The sequence below is a fragment of the uncultured Holdemanella sp. genome (genome assembly GCF_934772795.1).
Classification (GTDB): domain Bacteria; phylum Bacillota_I; class Bacilli_A; order Erysipelotrichales; family Erysipelotrichaceae; genus Holdemanella.
Genome location: NZ_CAKVMR010000046.1, coordinates 1 through 16,368 on the forward strand (window position 1 = coordinate 1; position 16,368 = coordinate 16,368).

The window sequence follows — 16,368 nt, forward strand, 5'->3', positions numbered from 1 at the left end:
ATTGGTAGACGCAGTGGACTCAAAATCCACCGGTAGCGATACCGTGCCGGTTCGAGTCCGGCCCTGGGCACCATTTTTAAAATTGAATATTTGTTTTTTGCCCGGGTGGTGAAATTGGTAGACGCAGTGGACTCAAAATCCACCGGTAGCGATACCGTGCCGGTTCGAGTCCGGCCCTGGGCACCATTTTGAATTATTGATCAAGTTTATCGGGCTTGATCTTTTTTTATGATATAATTTTTATGATTTGGAGGATGACATATGAAAGTATTAGTTGGATTAAGTGGTGGTGTAGATTCTGCCGTTGCAGCTTATTTATTAAAGAAACAAGGATATGATGTGACTTGTTGTTTTATGCGTAACTGGGATAGTTTTGCGAATAATGATATTGCAGGAAATCCTACAATCAAAGATGATACTTGTCCTCAGGAACAGGATTATTTAGATGCGCTTGCGGTTGCCAATCATTTGGATTTGCCTTTGCAGCGTGTTGATTTTATTGAAGAGTATTGGGATAACGTATTTAAAACGTTCTTAAGTGAATATGAAAAGGGGCGTACGCCAAATCCAGATATTTTATGTAATAAATATATTAAGTTTGATTCATTTTTTGAATATGCCATGAAACAAGGTTTTGATAAGGTGGCTACTGGGCATTATGCTTCAAACAAAGAGGAAGAGAATGGTTTTACATATTTAACACGTGCCAAAGACCAGAATAAAGACCAGACATATTTCTTGTGTCAGGTTGAAAAGAGTAAGGTGGCTAAAACGATTTTCCCTTTGGCCAATTTAGAAAAGCCAGAGATTCGTCAGATTGCTTCTGAATTAAATTTAGAATCGGTTGCGACAAAGAAAGATAGTACAGGAATTTGTTTCATTGGAGAAAGAAATTTCAGACAATTTTTATCGAACTATCTTCCTAGTAAAGATGGTGATATCGTGGATGTGAACACGGGTAAAGTCATTGCACGTCATGTGGGCGTTTTATATTACACGATTGGACAAAGAAAAGGCTTAAATATTGATCATGAAAAGGGGCCTTGGTTTGTGGTTGGAAAAGATGTTGTGAAGAATATTCTTTATGTATGTCGTACAGACCAAAGAGACTTATTGTATTCCGATTCTTGTATCGTAAAAGGTATTAACTGGATCTTGCCAAGTTTGGATGAGATTCCGACAAAGTGTACTTGTAAATTTAGATATCGTCAAAAAGACCAGGACATTGAAATCGAAAGATTGGATGATACAAGTGTCTTAGTCAAATATCCACAAACCATTGCGTCTGTTACAGAAGGACAGGAAGCTGTATTCTATGATGGTGACAAGTGTATTGGTGGTGGTGTCATTGAAGAAGTCTTCAAGGATGGCAAGAATTTAAATCAATTGATTATGGAGACAGCCAATGGACATCGAAGCTAGGCTTGAATATATCATATTTGAAAATAAAGCCAATCATTATGTCGTTGCGGGATTTTCAGAATTAAAGAAGTATCATAATTTTACGGCGGCTGGAAGAATTGAAGATCCTATCGAAGATCAAGAATATGTTTTGCAGGGGGAATATGTAAAACACCCTAAATATGGGGAACAATTTCGTGTGGACATGGCTAAAAAGAAATTGCCAGACAATTCGGATGCGATCATTCATTTTCTTTGTGGTGAAAATTTTCCTACGATTGGTAAAAAAACAGCCGAAAGTATTTATGAGACATTGGGTGAGAATTGTTTAGAGAAGATTCATAAGAATCCGGATCTTTTACATGAAGTGCCCAATTTAACCGCAAAAAAGATGTTGATCATTCAAAAGGGTATTCAGGAATTTACAGGATTTAATGAGACATATGCCAAGCTGTTGAAGTATGGCTTGAGTCCAAGACAGATTCAGATGTTGTTGGATACATATGATAATGTGTTGGATGTCATTGAAGAGGATTGTTTCAAACCTTATTATGAAGTGTATGGTTTTGGCTATAAAACCGCTTGTAAGATGGCAAGTGCCATCGGCTTATCCAATGAGGATCCAAGAAGATTGGATGCCTATATCTATGAATTGGCTAGACAACTATCCATGGCAACTGGAAATACCTATATTACATTTGCGACAATGTTTCAAAATGTGCGTGGCGTCAATGAATCTTTGATTCAGGAAAGTATTGATCGTTTGGTTTCCCTTCAATATTTGTATGTAGAAAATACAAGAATCTATCCTTTTACTTTACATGAAGATGAGGTTACGATTGCCAAAGAGATAAAGAATCATTTATTTGAAGTGGAAAGTGTGGATGTAGAAGCGAAAATCAAACAGGTGGAGTTTAGTTTAGCTATCACATATGATCAGGAACAAAAGGATGCGATTCAATTGTTCTTTGATCGTTCGTTTATGATTTTAACGGGTGGTCCTGGAACTGGTAAGACAACGACAGTAAAGGGAATCTTGGAAATTTGTAAGGATGTATATCCAGATAGTAAGATTCAGCTTTGTGCACCAACAGGAAGAGCTTCCAAGCGACTTGCACAACTTTCAAATTGCGATTCAAGAACCATTCATTCCTTGTTGCAGTGGAACTTAGAAGATAATTCCTTTGGTAAAAATGAGGATGATCCATTAGATGTCGATTTCATTATCGTGGATGAGTTTAGTATGGTGGATACACACTTATTTGCGCAATTATTAAAGGCACTTCCACAGCGTTGTCGTATTCTTTTAATTGGTGATGAAGATCAGTTAGAGAGTGTGGGTCCTGGAAAAGTATTAGAGGATTTGATTCAATCGAATGTGATTGATACGGTACATCTAAAGAAGATATTTAGACAGTCAAATGGTTCTGGAATTGTGACTTTAGCGAAAGAAATTCGTGAAGAGACAACGTGTCATTATGAGGATGGTGTTGAGTTTATTGAAAGAACAACGCCAAAAATCATGGATGCCCTAATTGATTACGTCAAAGATATAGATTTAGATTCTATGCAGATTTTGGCGCCGATGTATAAGGGGGCTGCCGGCATTGATGAGATCAATCGTCAGATGCAGATATTGTTTAGTCCAAAGAGTCCGCAAAAGAATCAGATGAAGGTAGGGACGACAATTTTTCGTGAAAATGATAAGGTCATGTTGTTGAAGAATTTACCGGATGAAGATGTCTATAATGGAGATATTGGTACAATTGTTGAGATTGATTCAAAACAGAATGTGATTTCAGTGGATTTCAACAATGCGATTGTTGATTTTTCAACGGACTTTCTATATTACTTAAAACACGCATGGTGTATCAGTGTTCATAAATCCCAAGGTAATGAATATCAAACGGTATTCTGTATAGTGGATGTGAATGCGAAGAATATGTTAGAAAAGCGTCTTTTATATACGGCAATTTCGCGTGCGAAAAAACAGCTTTTTATTATTGGCAATAAAAGCTTGTTTGAAACGCAGGTACGCTTAAAATTAAAGCGTATCCGTCAAACAACGTTGCAGGAAAGAATTTTGGAAGCCCAAAGGAGCTGATTCCAATGCGTGATTTGAAAAATACAGTTGAAGTAGAACGCCTTTGTGCAGAAGAGAATGGTCCTGTATTCGTAACCAAGAATGGATATGGCATATTGGTTATTATGGATATCGATTATTATGAAAAAACTATGAGAAAGATGTATGAAGTAAAAATGATCTTGGAAGGTTTGGAAGATGTAAAATCAGGGAACACTGTAGATGGAGACATTGCAATTTTTAATATAAGGAGCAAGTATGGTATCTAAATTAGGATATCGGCTGACCAAAAGAGCTGAATCTGATTTAGATGGGATTGTCTCATATATCGCAACGGATTAAACAGAAGCTCCAAAGGATGCCATTGACAAAAATAAGGATGATTCATACTTAAAGGCACATCCATAGCGTTATCGCATTCTTTTAATTGGTAATGAATATCAAATGGTATTCTGTATTACGAAGAATGTGTTAGAAAAGCGTCTTTTATATACGGCAATCTCGCGTGCAAAAAAATAGCTTATTTGAAACGCAGGTACGCTTAAAATTAAAGCGTATCCGCCAAACAACATTGCAGGAAAGAATTTATGAGAGTATTAGAAAATAGAATATATCGACATTTTAAAGGGAACAACTACAAAGTGTTGTGTGTTGCATTGCATACGGAAACCCAAGAGATGATGGTTGTATATCAAGCGTTGTATGGAGACTATAAGTATTTTGTTCGTCCATATGAAATGTTTGTATCCAAAGTCGATCATGATAAGTATCCGGATGTAAAGCAGGAATATCGATTTGAACTTGTAGAAGAATAGGCTTAGGTCTATTCTTTTTCTTACTGTGCGATTTGTTAACGTATTGAAAGAATGGGTGTGTTATAATTATAAATGTTGACAAAGGGTGATTTAAATATGAGTCGTGAATTATTTTTAGACTATTTTTCAGAGCATGAAGTGCCTGTGATTCGTAAACGAAGACATACATTTTTAAAGATGGATGATGAAAATGTATATGTTTTAAGTGAAGGTGTTGTTAAGGTCAGTGTAATGACGCGTGATGGACGTGAATTCAATGTTGCGTATTTAAAAGGCTTCGACATTTTATCTATGTTTAAAGATGCAGTCATTGATTGTAAATTTTCTTCATTGATGATTCGTGTTGAGAGTGATGAAGCTAGTTTTTATAGTATTTCTAAAGAAGAGTTCAATCAGTTATTAAGTGAACATCCTGAATTGGTGGAATATGTAAATACGTATTATCGTAAGAAATTATCGGAAACAATTTCAAGACAAGAATTAATGACAATGAATGGTAAGAATGGCGCTGTATGTGCTTTTATATACTATTTGGTTACAATGTTTGGAAAAGAAGCGCGTGATGGAATTTTGATTGATTTAAAGATCACAAATGATGATATTGCCGGTTTCTGTGGAATTTCGACAAGACATAGTGTGAACCGTATTTTGCGTGGCTTAAGAGAAGAACATGTGATTCGTACATTGTATAATAAAATCATGGTCTTAGATGTTGAGCACTTAAAACAATATGTAGATGTTAAGGTGGATGCATAATCCGCCTTTTCTTTATGCAAAATAAAAAGAGTCGACTTAAAATGTGGGATGTCGACTCTTAAAACTGGTCATTATAAGAAAGACTATCATGAGTTGGTTACAACCAGTTTTATTAATGATATCATGCATTTTGAAATGAAAAAAGAGCTGAACTAGATGATGTGGCAAATAATTCAGCTCTATTCATAGGAAACTGGATATGCAAATTACTTTATAGACAAGCTATCCAGCAAAATACAGTATATCATTTTGTTGTATATAATACAAAAACAATTGTTCATGATCGTATATATAATAAATATCAATTGCTAACAAGATTCCATTAAAGTATGATACAATGGAAATAATGATAGAGGTGACGAAGATGAATTGCGACTATGTGCTTCAATATCTGGAAAAGATGGAAGTCCCCGTTGTTTCAAAAAAGAACCATGATATTGTAATGTGTGGTTTAGAAAAGATGATTTTCTTAAAGGAAGGCATCGTAAAGGTAAGTACCATGTTAGAGGATGGACGTGAATATAATATAACTTACACAAAAGGACCTGATCTTCTTTCCTTAATGTGCGATACACTTCGTGAAGATGTTGCGTATCGTACTCGAATTCGTGTTGTAAGTGAAGAAGCATCTTTTTGTTTGATCAGTCGTGAAGATTTCTTACGAACTGTAAGGCAAGATGATAAGCTTAAAGAATATGTGGAAGCGTATTATCGTGAAAATCTACAAAGAGCTCTATACCGCCAAAAATGTATGACAATGAATGGAAAGAGTGGCGCTGTCTATTCCTTTCTTTATAATTTGATTCCTTTGTTTGGAAAGGAATGCAGGGAAGGTATATTGATTGATGTGCAAGTCACAAATGATGATATCGCAGGATTCTGTGGTATTTCTACAAGAAACAGTGTCAACCGTATTTTGCGTGGATTAAGAGAAGAGAATGTAATTCGTACTGTTGATAATAAAATTTTGATTTTGAATGCAGAGTATTTAAAGCCATATGCAGACTAAAAGGGTGATCGTCTCACCCTTTTAATTTGGCTATTTCTTCTTTTAATAGTTCTATATTGATTGGCTTTGCGATATGTCCATCCATACCTGCTTCTATGCATTCTTGAACATCATTTTCAAACGCATTGGCACTCATCGCAAGAATATGTACGCTTTTCGCATCACTTCGTGGTAAAGCACGAATTTCTCGAGTGGCTTCAAGACCATCTTTAACTGGCATCATAATGTCCATAAAAATATAATCGAAAGTATAAAGCTTAGATTGCTTGAATTGATCGATGGCTTCTTGTCCATTTCGAGCAATCGATACATCTAATCCTAGATCTTGTAAAAGAATGGTTGCGATTTCTATATTGATTTCATTATCTTCAACAAGCAAGGCTTTCTTATTTGTAAGATCCAATGATTTCTTTTGAACTGGTATTATAATTTGTGGGTTTGGATCAATCTGTAAAGGAAGAATTACCCTAAAGGTTGTACCCACATCTTCTTTACTTTCCATTTGAATTGTACCATGCATCATTTCTACGATGTCTTTGACAATGGATAGTCCTAATCCTGTACCATTGTATCCGGTTGTGGTTGGTTTACCTTCGCAGGCAAATGGTTCAAAGGCATGTTTCTGAAATTCTTCACTCATACCAAGTCCAGTATCTTTACATACAAATTCATAGTTGGCATACGTATCATCACTCGATAGTTCGGTACAATATAATGTAACAGAGCCACCTTCACGATTGTACTTAATGGCATTACTCGCAATGTTCATCAATAGGCGGTTTAAATATTCGCCACTACCCACAAAATTACGATGGATGATCTTGCTCATATCTTTTCCGCCGTAGAATTGAAGGTTGTGTTGTTCGCAGTTTGTTTCAACTATCGCAATAATTTTATTTAGAATATCAATTAAGTTGAATGGTTTATTTTCTAAAACCAGTGTACCGGATTCCACTTTATTCATATCTAAAATATCATTGATCAAAGATAATAAGTAATCTAAAGAAGTTAATACTTTTTCTTTACAATCATGAAGCTTATCTGTATCGTTTGAATATCTTTCAGAGAGGTTGATCATACCTACGATGCCATTTAATGGCGTACGTATGTCGTGAGACATTCTTCGTAAGAAGTTTGTCTTGGCAAGACTAGCACGCTTGGCTTCTATGGCCGCTTCTTTTAGTGTTTCTTTGGCTTCTAACTCTCTTTTCTTCATATCATCAATATCAGACAAGGTCATCAATACATTTGTCAAATTATGATTCTTGTCGTAGGTTTGAGGTATAATAGAGCAGGCATGCCATTTTCCATCTTGGCCTTTCACTTCAAGGGTAAGAATGTTTTTACCTTTCATACGCTCATTGATTGTGTCTAGATCAATAAATTCTAAGACTTCATCAATAAATGGAGATGTGCTGTTCTTAGCTAAAAAGTATGCTTTAAGTTGTTCCATACTCCCTTTAAAATCGGTTTCTGTAATTTTCTTGTCGGAACTCTTATAAGAGAGTACGGTATAGGATTGTTTCTTTAAATCAATGGTGGCGATACTCTTATAAATTGAACCAATCGCATGAATGATTTCATTGTATGTGCGCTCTTTTTTTAGGGCGTCATTCAATTGTTTATTTTGTTCTTCCCGTTCTTTGACAATATCATCAATATGGCGTGAGCCTAGAATGACTTTAAAGCCAGTGTCAGACTTAATTTTCACAACACGCGTTTCCATATAGTATGGATTAGCTTGGTCTTTATTAATACAAAATTGTAAAGAAAGTTCATCCCTATCTTTCATGGCTTGCATAAGATTGTTTCGTTCTAGCTTTTCAACATAGGATTCATTACCTTTATAAACGGCTTGTATCTTACTATATATATCTAGGGTTGTGGAATATTTAAATTCCGAACCCGATGCGATATGTGGATTGGTATCTTTGATGACTTTTAAATCGTCTCTTTCTAAATCACATACATAGACAACGCTATAGTCATTGCATAATGCCAACAAGATGGAGTCTTCTTCAGAAGCTTGTTTATAAGCTATTTCTAATTCTTCTTTTTGGTGTTTCTTTTCTTCAAGGAGTTGTTGAAGGCGTTTTTCATTCTTATATTGTTTTTCCATGAGATCATCCATGACTTTGACGCCAATCACAACTTCAAAGCTGGACTTGGATTCGTTGATTTTAATGGCTCGAAAAGAATGGTATTCATTGCCATTTTGATTTGGTTTTAAACGACAATGATAGCGATAAATGGGAGTATGTTTTAGCTTTTCCATTAATGCCTGTGGTTCAAATTCTTTCCATATGCATTCTTGAGCGGAATCTTGAATATAAAGATTCTCAAAATATTGAATCATTTTACTAAAGGAGTGAAGCGTGTAGGAATCCATGGTTTGTATAGCCATATCGGTATGGGTTCCTTTGTCAAAGCGAATGATATCGATGGTATCTTGAATGAGGTCGCATTGATAGATGGCCGTAAAATCTGTGCATAAAGCTTCAAGTATTTGTGGATTCATGATAATTCTCCTATTAAAAAAGCGTCTATAGAAAGACGCAGGTAAGATCGTGCAAATGAATCATGCACCTTTCTAAGGGCATTATACTCGATTGTTAAAACGAATAAAAGAGCTGGTCGGGTAAACCAGCTCAAGAAATAGGAAACGCTGGATAAGCGGTAAAAGGGTAATTTGATTATCCAGCATAGCCTAGTATATCACTATGAATTGGAAATGCAAGAAGATTGAACATATTTTCTGTATCACTAGTTTTTAGTTTTGATTTGTATTATACTTGTGATAGGTTCCGTATCGGAATTTATTTTTTTTGGAGGAAAATATGAAAATTATTGTAGTTGGTGATGGAAAAGTTGGCTTTGCGATTGCGAAACAATTGAATCAAGAGGGTCATGATATTACAGTGGTTGAAAATAAAGCGAATGTATTATCGAGTACAATGAATCAGCTAGATATTGTTGGTGTGCAAGGTAATGGGGCTAGTTTAGACACATTGCTAGAGGCACGTGCACCTTCGAGTGATTTATTGATTGCGGCTACATCAACGGATGAAGTGAATATTATTTGTTGTTTATTGGCAAAAAAATTGGGAGCTAGACATACCATTGCTCGTATTCGTAATCCAGAATACAATAACACAGTTCGTTTGATTAAAGATGAATTGGGATTGAGTATGAGTATCAATCCAGAGCAGGCGGCGGCTCGTGAAATTTTGCGTGCCATTCGTTTCTCAAATTCCATTAAAGTATCGTCTTTTGCGAAGGGAAGAATTGAACTTGCCGAAGTCAAGGTTACAGAGAATTCGCCACTTTTAAATATGCGTGTGGTAGATATCAATCGTCGTTTTAAGACAGAAGTCTTGTTTGTGACGATCTTGCGTGATGGCCAAGTCATTATTCCTAATGGAAATACGGTGATTTATGAAAATGATCGTGTGACATTAACAGGTTCAACAACGCAATTGGAGCGTTTCTTTATTAAGATTGGTATTTTAAGTGATCGTACCGTAAATGAGGTTATGATCGTTGGTGGTGGTCGTATCACATATTATTTAACGAGCATGTTGCTTGAACTAGGTATGGCTGTTAAGATCATTGAGTTGAATAAAGAGAAGTGTATCAGCTTGGTTGAAAAATTCCCACAGGCAACCGTTATTCATGGGGATGGAACGGATCATGAATTATTGTTGAGTGAATCTTTAGAGGAAATGGATGCCTTTATTGCGCTTACAGATAATGATGAGGAGAATGTTATTATTTCGATGTTTGCGCAAAGTCATGGTGTTACGCATGTGCTTCCTAAGGTAAACCGTGTTTCTTTAGGTTTCTTGTTGGATAAGCTAGGTCTTGAAAATTCGATTACGCCTAAGTTTATTACTGCCAACCAAATCGTACAGTATGTTCGTGCTATGCAGAATACGGTGGGATCCAACGTTGAATCTTTGATCAAGCTAGTGGATGACAAGGTTGAGGCATTAGAGTTTAGGGTGCGTGACAATTGTCGTTTTATTGATGTGCCAATCAAGGATCTAAATATTCGTAAGGGTATTATCATTGCATATGTAACACATAAAGGTGTTTCTAAGGTAGCTACTGGTGATACGCGTATTCAACTATCAGATACGGTTATTATTATTAGTAAGGTTGCAGGATTGAGGGATATCAATGATTTACTATCTTAAGCATAATATACATAAACTAAACTGGGCTATCATTGGTAACGTATTGGGTATGGTACTAATTGCGCAGGCCTGTCTAATGGTGTTGCCGGTCATTGTGGATTTGATTTATCAAGAAGGATTATATGATTCTTATTTGATCGTAATTGGGATTTGTTTGGTTTTAGGATATGCTTTAACGCGTAAAAAGGCGAGAATGAATTCTTATTTTGCGAAAGATGGAATGATTGCGGTAGGTATTGCCTGGGTGGTTGTTTCTTTCTTTGGTGGATTACCATTCTATTTATCGGGTGAAATTCCTTCTTTTGTGGATTGTTTCTTTGAGGCTGTGTCTGGATTTACAACAACAGGATCTAGTATTTTAACGGAAGTCGAGAATTTGAAGCATGCCACACTATTCTGGCGTAGCTTTACACACTGGATTGGTGGTATGGGTATCTTGGTTTTCATTTTGGCTTTACTTCCAAAATCAAATGATCGTGATATGCATATTATGCGTGCGGAAGCGCCAGGTCCTACAATTGGTAAATTGGTCCCTCGTATGCGTCAGTCTGCGATGATTTTATATGCGATGTATATGGGATTGACAGTAATTCAAGTTATTTTACTAGTGATTGGTAAGATGCCATTATTTGATGCGTTGTGTAATACGTTTGGTACAGCAGGTACGGGTGGTTTTGCGATTAAAAACACGAGTATTGGTGCCTACAACAATGCGTATTATGAAGTGATCATTACGATTTTCATGATTTTATTTGGTGTGAACTTTAATATGTATTACTTTTTATTGATCAAAGATTTTAAACAGGTCTTTAAAAATGAAGAGTTGCGTACATATTTGGGTATTATCTTAGTTTCCATTACTTGTATCACATTGAATATTTTATCAATGTATAATTTTGATGTATTCAAATCTATTCGTTTGGCAAGCTTTCAAGTAGGTTCGATTATTACGACAACGGGATATTCGAGTTGTGATTATAGTGTATGGCCACAATTTAGTAAGATGATCATTTTCTTATTAACCGTGTGTGGAGCAAGTGCTGGTTCTACTGGTGGTGGTGTAAAAGTAAGTCGTCTTTTGATTATTGTAAAGAAGATCAAGTTGGATATTCAAAAGTTACTGCATCCGCAAAAAGTAGAAGCCATCACAATGGATGGTAAGGTTGTAGATACAGAGGTGGTCAATCAAATCATGGCGTATTTCTGTAGTTTCATTATTATTGTTGGTGTGTTGTTGTTTTTGGTTTCATTTAATAACTTTGATTTTGAGACAACGGTTACATCGGTTATGACTTGTATTGGTAATGTAGGTCCAGGATTTGGTCTTTGTGGTCCAATGGGAAACTTTTCAATGTTCTCGGATTTTTCTAAGATTGTCTTATCGGTAGCGATGTTGATTGGTCGTTTGGAAATCTATCCAATTATCATCTTCTTAGCTCCGCTATTAAATATTCGTAGTGTGTCTAAGACTATTCATAGTCGTAAAAAGCGTAGAAGCAATTAAGGTACTTTATGTACCTTTTTTATTTGCACTTTTTAGTATTGTTTGTACTTTTTAATTGAGTGTAAACGCATACATCTAACTTAAACGTATTTTGTGTTACTATATAGTTGAATTTGTTTACTTTTGTTTAATGGGAATATAACCATAGGTTTTGTGGATTGAAATAGGGTTGAGAGTTTGATAGAGTTTATACTATTAGGGGAATGACTATGAAAATAATAGATAATGATTTGACAATTCAAGAAGTGTGTGGGCGTATTGGTGGATATCATCGGTGTTCATTAGAGGATGGGTATCCCTTTTTATATGTGAGTTTAAAATTTCTAGAGATGTTGGGTTGGTCTAAGGAAGAGATTGAAACTCGTTTTGATAATAAATTCATGAATATGGTGCATCCAGAAGATCGAGATGTTGATTTATTTCATTCTGTCTTTCGTTTGTTAGGGAAAGATGGATATCACTATGTAAGTGAGAGTATAGAGATAGAGGGGGATTCTATACTGCATGGACATATTTCGGATGTGACGGAATTTATTCGTGAAAAGGAAAAGAATAATATCTTATCGGCATTGACTATGGATTATACGTCTTTAGTGCTTTGTGACTTGAAACAAGATACGGTGGAAGTCATTAAGCAGGATGCGAGTTGTGGTGAGATAAATTGGCATAGTTATAGTGAGAGTTTAAATTATTTCTATCGCAATGTACTGATGGAGGATTATTGTCCAAATTATATGGATCTTTTATCAAATGATTCTTTAATGCGTTCATTAAAGGAACAGGGTTCATTAGAATGGCATTTTCAAATTGTTCCGGATGAGAATGGAGTTTCGAATTTAGGGGCAAGAGCTGTATTTCTATATGAGGATTTGAATCATTTTAAGATTATAATGGGCTTTCGTCCGATTGATGAAATCGTAAAGAGGGAAAGGGTATTAGAGCTTCAAAGAGAGATTATTGAGGGTCTTGGTAAAGAATACTTTTCCGTATTATTGTTGGAGTTGGATAGTGGTCAAATCTTTTCATATCGTGAAGTGGGTGAGAATGGAAAGCAAATTGCGGATTTTTGTCGTGAATATGAAAATCAGTGGTGTGAATTGTTGCCGGCTTATGCCGATGAGATTGTGACCGATGAAAGTCGTGCGGATTTCTTAAAGCAGCTTTCATTAGATGCGTTGTGTTCCAATCATGATGATTTTTCGATGACCTATGAATTTAAAAAGGGTGATAGTATTCTTTATCATGAGATACGTATTGCGTATGTTTATAAAAAGGATCGTAGTCGTGTAGCGGTGATTGGTACAAGAAATATTGATGATTTGATTAAGAAGGAACGTTTGCAGGAGGCGAAATTAAAAGAGGCGTATATTGTGGCGGAAGAGGCGAATAAGGCGAAGACGGATTTCTTAAACAATATGTCGCATGATATTCGTACGCCTATGAATGTGATTCTTGGCTACAATGCGTTGATGAAGCAGTATTTGACAGATCCAATCCTGGTGGATTATCAAAATAAGATTGAGCAGAGTGGTAAGTTCTTACTTTCCATTATCAATAATGTTCTGGATATGGCGCGTATTGAGAGTGGTAAGATGGTTGTCGAAGAAAGAGCCGAACAAATCGGACTAGTAGTAGAAGAGCTCGAGAGCGTATTCGAGTCGAGTGCACAAGAAAAGAATATCGTATTTACAACGAGTGTGGATGTGGATCATAAACATATTTTGTGTGATGGTTTTAAGGTTCGTGAAATCTTAATGAATCTAGTTGGAAATGCGTTTAAGTATACGCCTGATGGTGGTCATATTGCGATTGATGTGAAGGAATTGGATTGTGAAAAAACTGGTTATGTCAGAATTCAAACGCAGGTCAAAGATACGGGTATTGGAATGAGTGAAGATTTTCTTCCAACGTTATTTGATTCTTTTTCTAGAGAATACAATACAACGATTGGAAAAGTTTCGGGTACAGGTCTAGGTATGTCGATAGTCAAGAATCTTGTGGATATGATGGATGGAGAGATTTGTGTCAAGAGTAAACTGGGTGAGGGTACTTGTTTCACTCTTACTTTTGAGCATAGGATATCGGATGAGGATAGTATAGAATTGAATCAAGAATTGGATGTTCTTGATGAAAAATCCATCTTGCAAGGTAAGCATGTATTACTTGTGGAAGATAATGATTTAAATGCCGAGATTGCGATGGCGATTCTAGAACAGAGTGGTTTAGTATTGGATCGTGTTGAGGATGGTTTGGCTTGTATAAATCGGTTGTCTGAAGTAGATGCGGATTTGTATGATTTAATTTTGATGGATATTCAAATGCCAAATATGAATGGGTATGAGGCGACAAGAAGAATTCGTCAATTTGAGAATTCAAAAAAGGCAAATATTCCAATTCTAGCTATGACGGCCAATGCGTTTGAGGAAGATAAGAAAATGGCAATGGAAGCGGGTATGAATGGGCATGTTTCTAAGCCAATTGATGTGAATGTATTGGAAAATCAGATTCTGAACATATTCAAAAAAGTGTCATAATTGGCACTTTTTCTATAGTAGGTACAACATTTAAATATAAGAAAAAAAGTCCTGCCATAAAGCAAAACTCAAATTTTCGAGCCGAACATTTATTAGACGCTTTCGGTGAGCGAACAATATTTTCGAGCCGGACATTTATTAGTTGCTTCCGGTAAGCAACAATATTTTCGATAACAGGAAACCTGTTTCTTTCATTATGATATGGTTGAAACTTAAATATGTCAATAATATACAAAACTGAATGGTTGAAAGAATTCAATTAGATTCGATGATAAAATAAGAAAATGGCAATGAATGCAGGTATGAATGGGCATGTTTCTAAGCCAATTGATGTGAATGTATTGGAAAAGCAGATCATAAACATATTCAAAAAAGTGTCATAATTGGCACTTTTTTCTATACAAGGCATATATTTCCGGTTTATAATGTTGGTAGTTCGATGCAAAGGAGTGGTAATTATATATGAGATTTTTTGATTACATTGATACTATCGAAAAGCCTACGATTGAGAATATTCGAGTTATATATAAGGCTATAAATGAGAAGTATGATGATCTCATAGACATGGCACTGGAGCCGAATAGTAAGAATTATAAAAAGTGGGTTCAGAATATGGAGTGTTTAAAAAAGTCTGAAAACATGTTGATTGATTGTATTGGCAATAACCAAATCACTGATACGGAGTGGTTAGAGCTTATGTATAATATATATAAGTATCAGGTTAAGTATGGTGGTTTAAAATACCTTACAGTTGTATTATAGGAAAGGACAGGATTCGTAATGAATTCTGTTTTTCTTTTGCACATTTTAATAATTCTGTTGCACTTTTTAATCGAGTTTATTTCGGGGGGGGGGGACACATATATAACCAAAAAGTAAAATAAGTAAGTAAAAACTTAGGATTTACAATATTTAATACAAAATAAATATAACCATCGTAATTTAGGTATTTGAAAAATGATTGTAAGGCGCGTAATATGTAGATTACCAAAAGTTAGTAAATCTTAAAATGCTTGATAGGTAAGGGATATTTGATGTATTTATGAATACATTATTGATAATTTGTACAATATTTTTTTACTAAAGTGGTTTACAAGTTGACAAAGTAAACTTTTTTTTACTAACTTGAAGTAAGCGCTACCAATGAATATAGGGGTTAGATATGGAGAAGAAGGATTTAAAGCATTTGAGTCGTAGTGAGTTGGTGGATGTCATTTGTGAGATGAAAAAGGACACTACAGGTTCAAATGATTTAACAATGGAAGAGATAGAATCGGAGCAGAAGCGATTAAGGGATAGAGCTGTATATCGTAAGACTTTAAAAGGGACGGTTGGCATATTGGTTGTGGTGGCTGCCATTTCTGTTTTAGTAGCTACGTTATGGATGCCCGTATTATCTATTTATGGCTATAGTATGTCTCCTACTTTAGAACAGGGGCAGTATGTTGTTTCTGTGAAGAATACGGATTTAAAGTCGGGAGATATTGTAGCTTTTTGGCAGGGAAATAAGTTGTTGGTAAAACGTGTTATTGCAGGTCCTGGTCAATGGGTAGATATGGATGTGAATGGCAATGTGAGTGTGGATGGTAAGGCTTTGGATGAGAAGTATTTAAATGAAAAAGCATTGGGTAATTGTGATATTGATTTGCCACATCAGGTGTCTGAATCACATTGGTTTTTAATGGGTGATAATAGGGATACTTCCATAGATTCTAGAAGTAGAGTGATAGGAGATATTTCAAAGGAACAAATAGAGGGTCAGATTATTTTTAGAATTTGGCCTTTTAATCAAATAGGAAGTGTAAAGTAGGTGAGAGAGCATGGTTTCGGATTATATAAAAAAACTACTTAAGGATAAAGCACGGTTAAAGAAATGGAAAAGGATTACTTTAGCCCTTTCTTGCGTGGTTGTTTTTTGCGTGGTTTATGCACTCACTCTTCCTGCCATTACTTTAGAGGGTAAAACCATTTGTGGAATGGAAGAACATACACATACTGAAGAGTGTTTTCAAGATGATGAATTAGTGTGTGGTAAAGAAGAACATCAACATACTGAAGATTGTTACGAAA

13 protein-coding genes and 1 tRNA gene are annotated in these 16,368 nt (G+C 35.5%); 13 read left to right on the plus strand and 1 reads right to left on the minus strand.

Translation table 11 applies throughout. The annotated features are described in order from the left end of the window. Nucleotides 1–99: 99 nt before the first annotated feature. The 7 genes from Q0F04_RS08565 to Q0F04_RS08595 all read left to right on the plus strand — a co-directional run bounded on the left by Q0F04_RS08565 (nucleotide 100) and on the right by Q0F04_RS08595 (nucleotide 6,064). Nucleotides 100–186 (plus strand) — tRNA-Leu (locus tag Q0F04_RS08565). A gap of 75 nt (nucleotides 187–261) precedes the next feature. Next, nucleotides 262–1,422, plus strand: a complete 1,161-nt coding sequence (gene mnmA / locus Q0F04_RS08570) for a tRNA 2-thiouridine(34) synthase MnmA (RefSeq protein ID WP_295752353.1) — start codon at nucleotides 262–264, stop codon at nucleotides 1,420–1,422. Then, a complete protein-coding gene (locus Q0F04_RS08575) occupies nucleotides 1,406–3,505 on the plus strand; it encodes an ATP-dependent RecD-like DNA helicase (protein ID WP_295752356.1) in 2,100 nt (699 codons plus the stop codon). Before mnmA ends, Q0F04_RS08575 begins: the two co-directional genes overlap by 17 nt. A 5-nt stretch (nucleotides 3,506–3,510) precedes the next feature. After that, nucleotides 3,511–3,753: a type II toxin-antitoxin system Phd/YefM family antitoxin gene (locus Q0F04_RS08580; RefSeq protein ID WP_295752359.1), complete on the plus strand. Its 243-nt coding sequence runs from the start codon at nucleotides 3,511–3,513 to the stop codon at nucleotides 3,751–3,753. A 318-nt stretch (nucleotides 3,754–4,071) separates the two neighbouring features. After that, a complete protein-coding gene (locus tag Q0F04_RS08585) occupies nucleotides 4,072–4,299 on the plus strand; it encodes a DUF1653 domain-containing protein (protein ID WP_295752362.1) in 228 nt (75 codons plus the stop codon). A gap of 96 nt (nucleotides 4,300–4,395) precedes the next feature. Further along, entirely contained in the window at nucleotides 4,396–5,055 is a 660-nt protein-coding gene (locus Q0F04_RS08590) for a Crp/Fnr family transcriptional regulator (protein ID WP_295752365.1), read from the plus strand. Nucleotides 5,056–5,392: 337 nt separating this feature from the next. Next, a complete protein-coding gene (locus tag Q0F04_RS08595; protein WP_295752368.1) occupies nucleotides 5,393–6,064 on the plus strand; it encodes a Crp/Fnr family transcriptional regulator in 672 nt (223 codons plus the stop codon). A gap of 13 nt (nucleotides 6,065–6,077) precedes the next feature. On the opposite strand, the gene Q0F04_RS08600 is transcribed toward Q0F04_RS08595, so the two are convergent. Next, nucleotides 6,078–8,582, minus strand: a complete 2,505-nt coding sequence (locus Q0F04_RS08600) for a response regulator (protein WP_295752369.1) — start codon at nucleotides 8,580–8,582, stop codon at nucleotides 6,078–6,080. 319 nt (nucleotides 8,583–8,901) lie between these two features. Here Q0F04_RS08600 and trkA point away from each other — a divergent pair, with 319 nt between their 5' ends. The 6 genes from trkA to Q0F04_RS08630 form a co-directional block, all read left to right on the plus strand. Continuing rightward, the gene (gene trkA, locus Q0F04_RS08605; protein WP_295752372.1) at nucleotides 8,902–10,260 is read left to right on the plus strand and encodes a Trk system potassium transporter TrkA; all 1,359 of its coding nucleotides are present in this window, start codon (nucleotides 8,902–8,904) and stop codon (nucleotides 10,258–10,260) included. Continuing rightward, the gene (locus tag Q0F04_RS08610; protein ID WP_295752374.1) at nucleotides 10,244–11,764 is read left to right on the plus strand and encodes a TrkH family potassium uptake protein; all 1,521 of its coding nucleotides are present in this window, start codon (nucleotides 10,244–10,246) and stop codon (nucleotides 11,762–11,764) included. Before trkA ends, Q0F04_RS08610 begins: the two co-directional genes overlap by 17 nt. 209 nt (nucleotides 11,765–11,973) lie before the next feature. After that, nucleotides 11,974–14,298: a PAS domain-containing hybrid sensor histidine kinase/response regulator gene (locus Q0F04_RS08615; protein ID WP_295752377.1), complete on the plus strand. Its 2,325-nt coding sequence runs from the start codon at nucleotides 11,974–11,976 to the stop codon at nucleotides 14,296–14,298. A 462-nt stretch (nucleotides 14,299–14,760) separates the two neighbouring features. Continuing rightward, entirely contained in the window at nucleotides 14,761–15,060 is a 300-nt protein-coding gene (locus Q0F04_RS08620; protein WP_295752380.1) for a hypothetical protein, read from the plus strand. Between the two features lie 400 nt (nucleotides 15,061–15,460). Further along, entirely contained in the window at nucleotides 15,461–16,108 is a 648-nt protein-coding gene (gene lepB, locus Q0F04_RS08625) for a signal peptidase I (protein ID WP_295752383.1), read from the plus strand. A 10-nt stretch (nucleotides 16,109–16,118) separates the two neighbouring features. Further along, nucleotides 16,119–16,368: hypothetical protein (locus tag Q0F04_RS08630; RefSeq protein ID WP_295752385.1), on the plus strand; the 250-nt coding region annotated here is incomplete at its 3' end.

Bases quoted from the DNA above. Each gene is read 5' to 3' on its own strand.
- mnmA (WP_295752353.1), top strand. From the start codon at position 262: ATGAAAGTATTAGTTGGATTAAGTGGTGGTGTAGATTCTGCCGTTGCA.
- Q0F04_RS08575 (WP_295752356.1), top strand. From the start codon at position 1,406: ATGGACATCGAAGCTAGGCTTGAATATATCATATTTGAAAATAAAGCC.
- Q0F04_RS08580 (WP_295752359.1), top strand. From the start codon at position 3,511: ATGCGTGATTTGAAAAATACAGTTGAAGTAGAACGCCTTTGTGCAGAA.
- Q0F04_RS08585 (WP_295752362.1), top strand. From the start codon at position 4,072: ATGAGAGTATTAGAAAATAGAATATATCGACATTTTAAAGGGAACAAC.
- Q0F04_RS08590 (WP_295752365.1), top strand. From the start codon at position 4,396: ATGAGTCGTGAATTATTTTTAGACTATTTTTCAGAGCATGAAGTGCCT.
- Q0F04_RS08595 (WP_295752368.1), top strand. From the start codon at position 5,393: ATGGAAATAATGATAGAGGTGACGAAGATGAATTGCGACTATGTGCTT.
- Q0F04_RS08600 (WP_295752369.1), bottom strand. From the start codon at position 8,582: ATGAATCCACAAATACTTGAAGCTTTATGCACAGATTTTACGGCCATC.
- trkA (WP_295752372.1), top strand. From the start codon at position 8,902: ATGAAAATTATTGTAGTTGGTGATGGAAAAGTTGGCTTTGCGATTGCG.
- Q0F04_RS08610 (WP_295752374.1), top strand. From the start codon at position 10,244: ATGATTTACTATCTTAAGCATAATATACATAAACTAAACTGGGCTATC.
- Q0F04_RS08615 (WP_295752377.1), top strand. From the start codon at position 11,974: ATGAAAATAATAGATAATGATTTGACAATTCAAGAAGTGTGTGGGCGT.
- Q0F04_RS08620 (WP_295752380.1), top strand. From the start codon at position 14,761: ATGAGATTTTTTGATTACATTGATACTATCGAAAAGCCTACGATTGAG.
- lepB (WP_295752383.1), top strand. From the start codon at position 15,461: ATGGAGAAGAAGGATTTAAAGCATTTGAGTCGTAGTGAGTTGGTGGAT.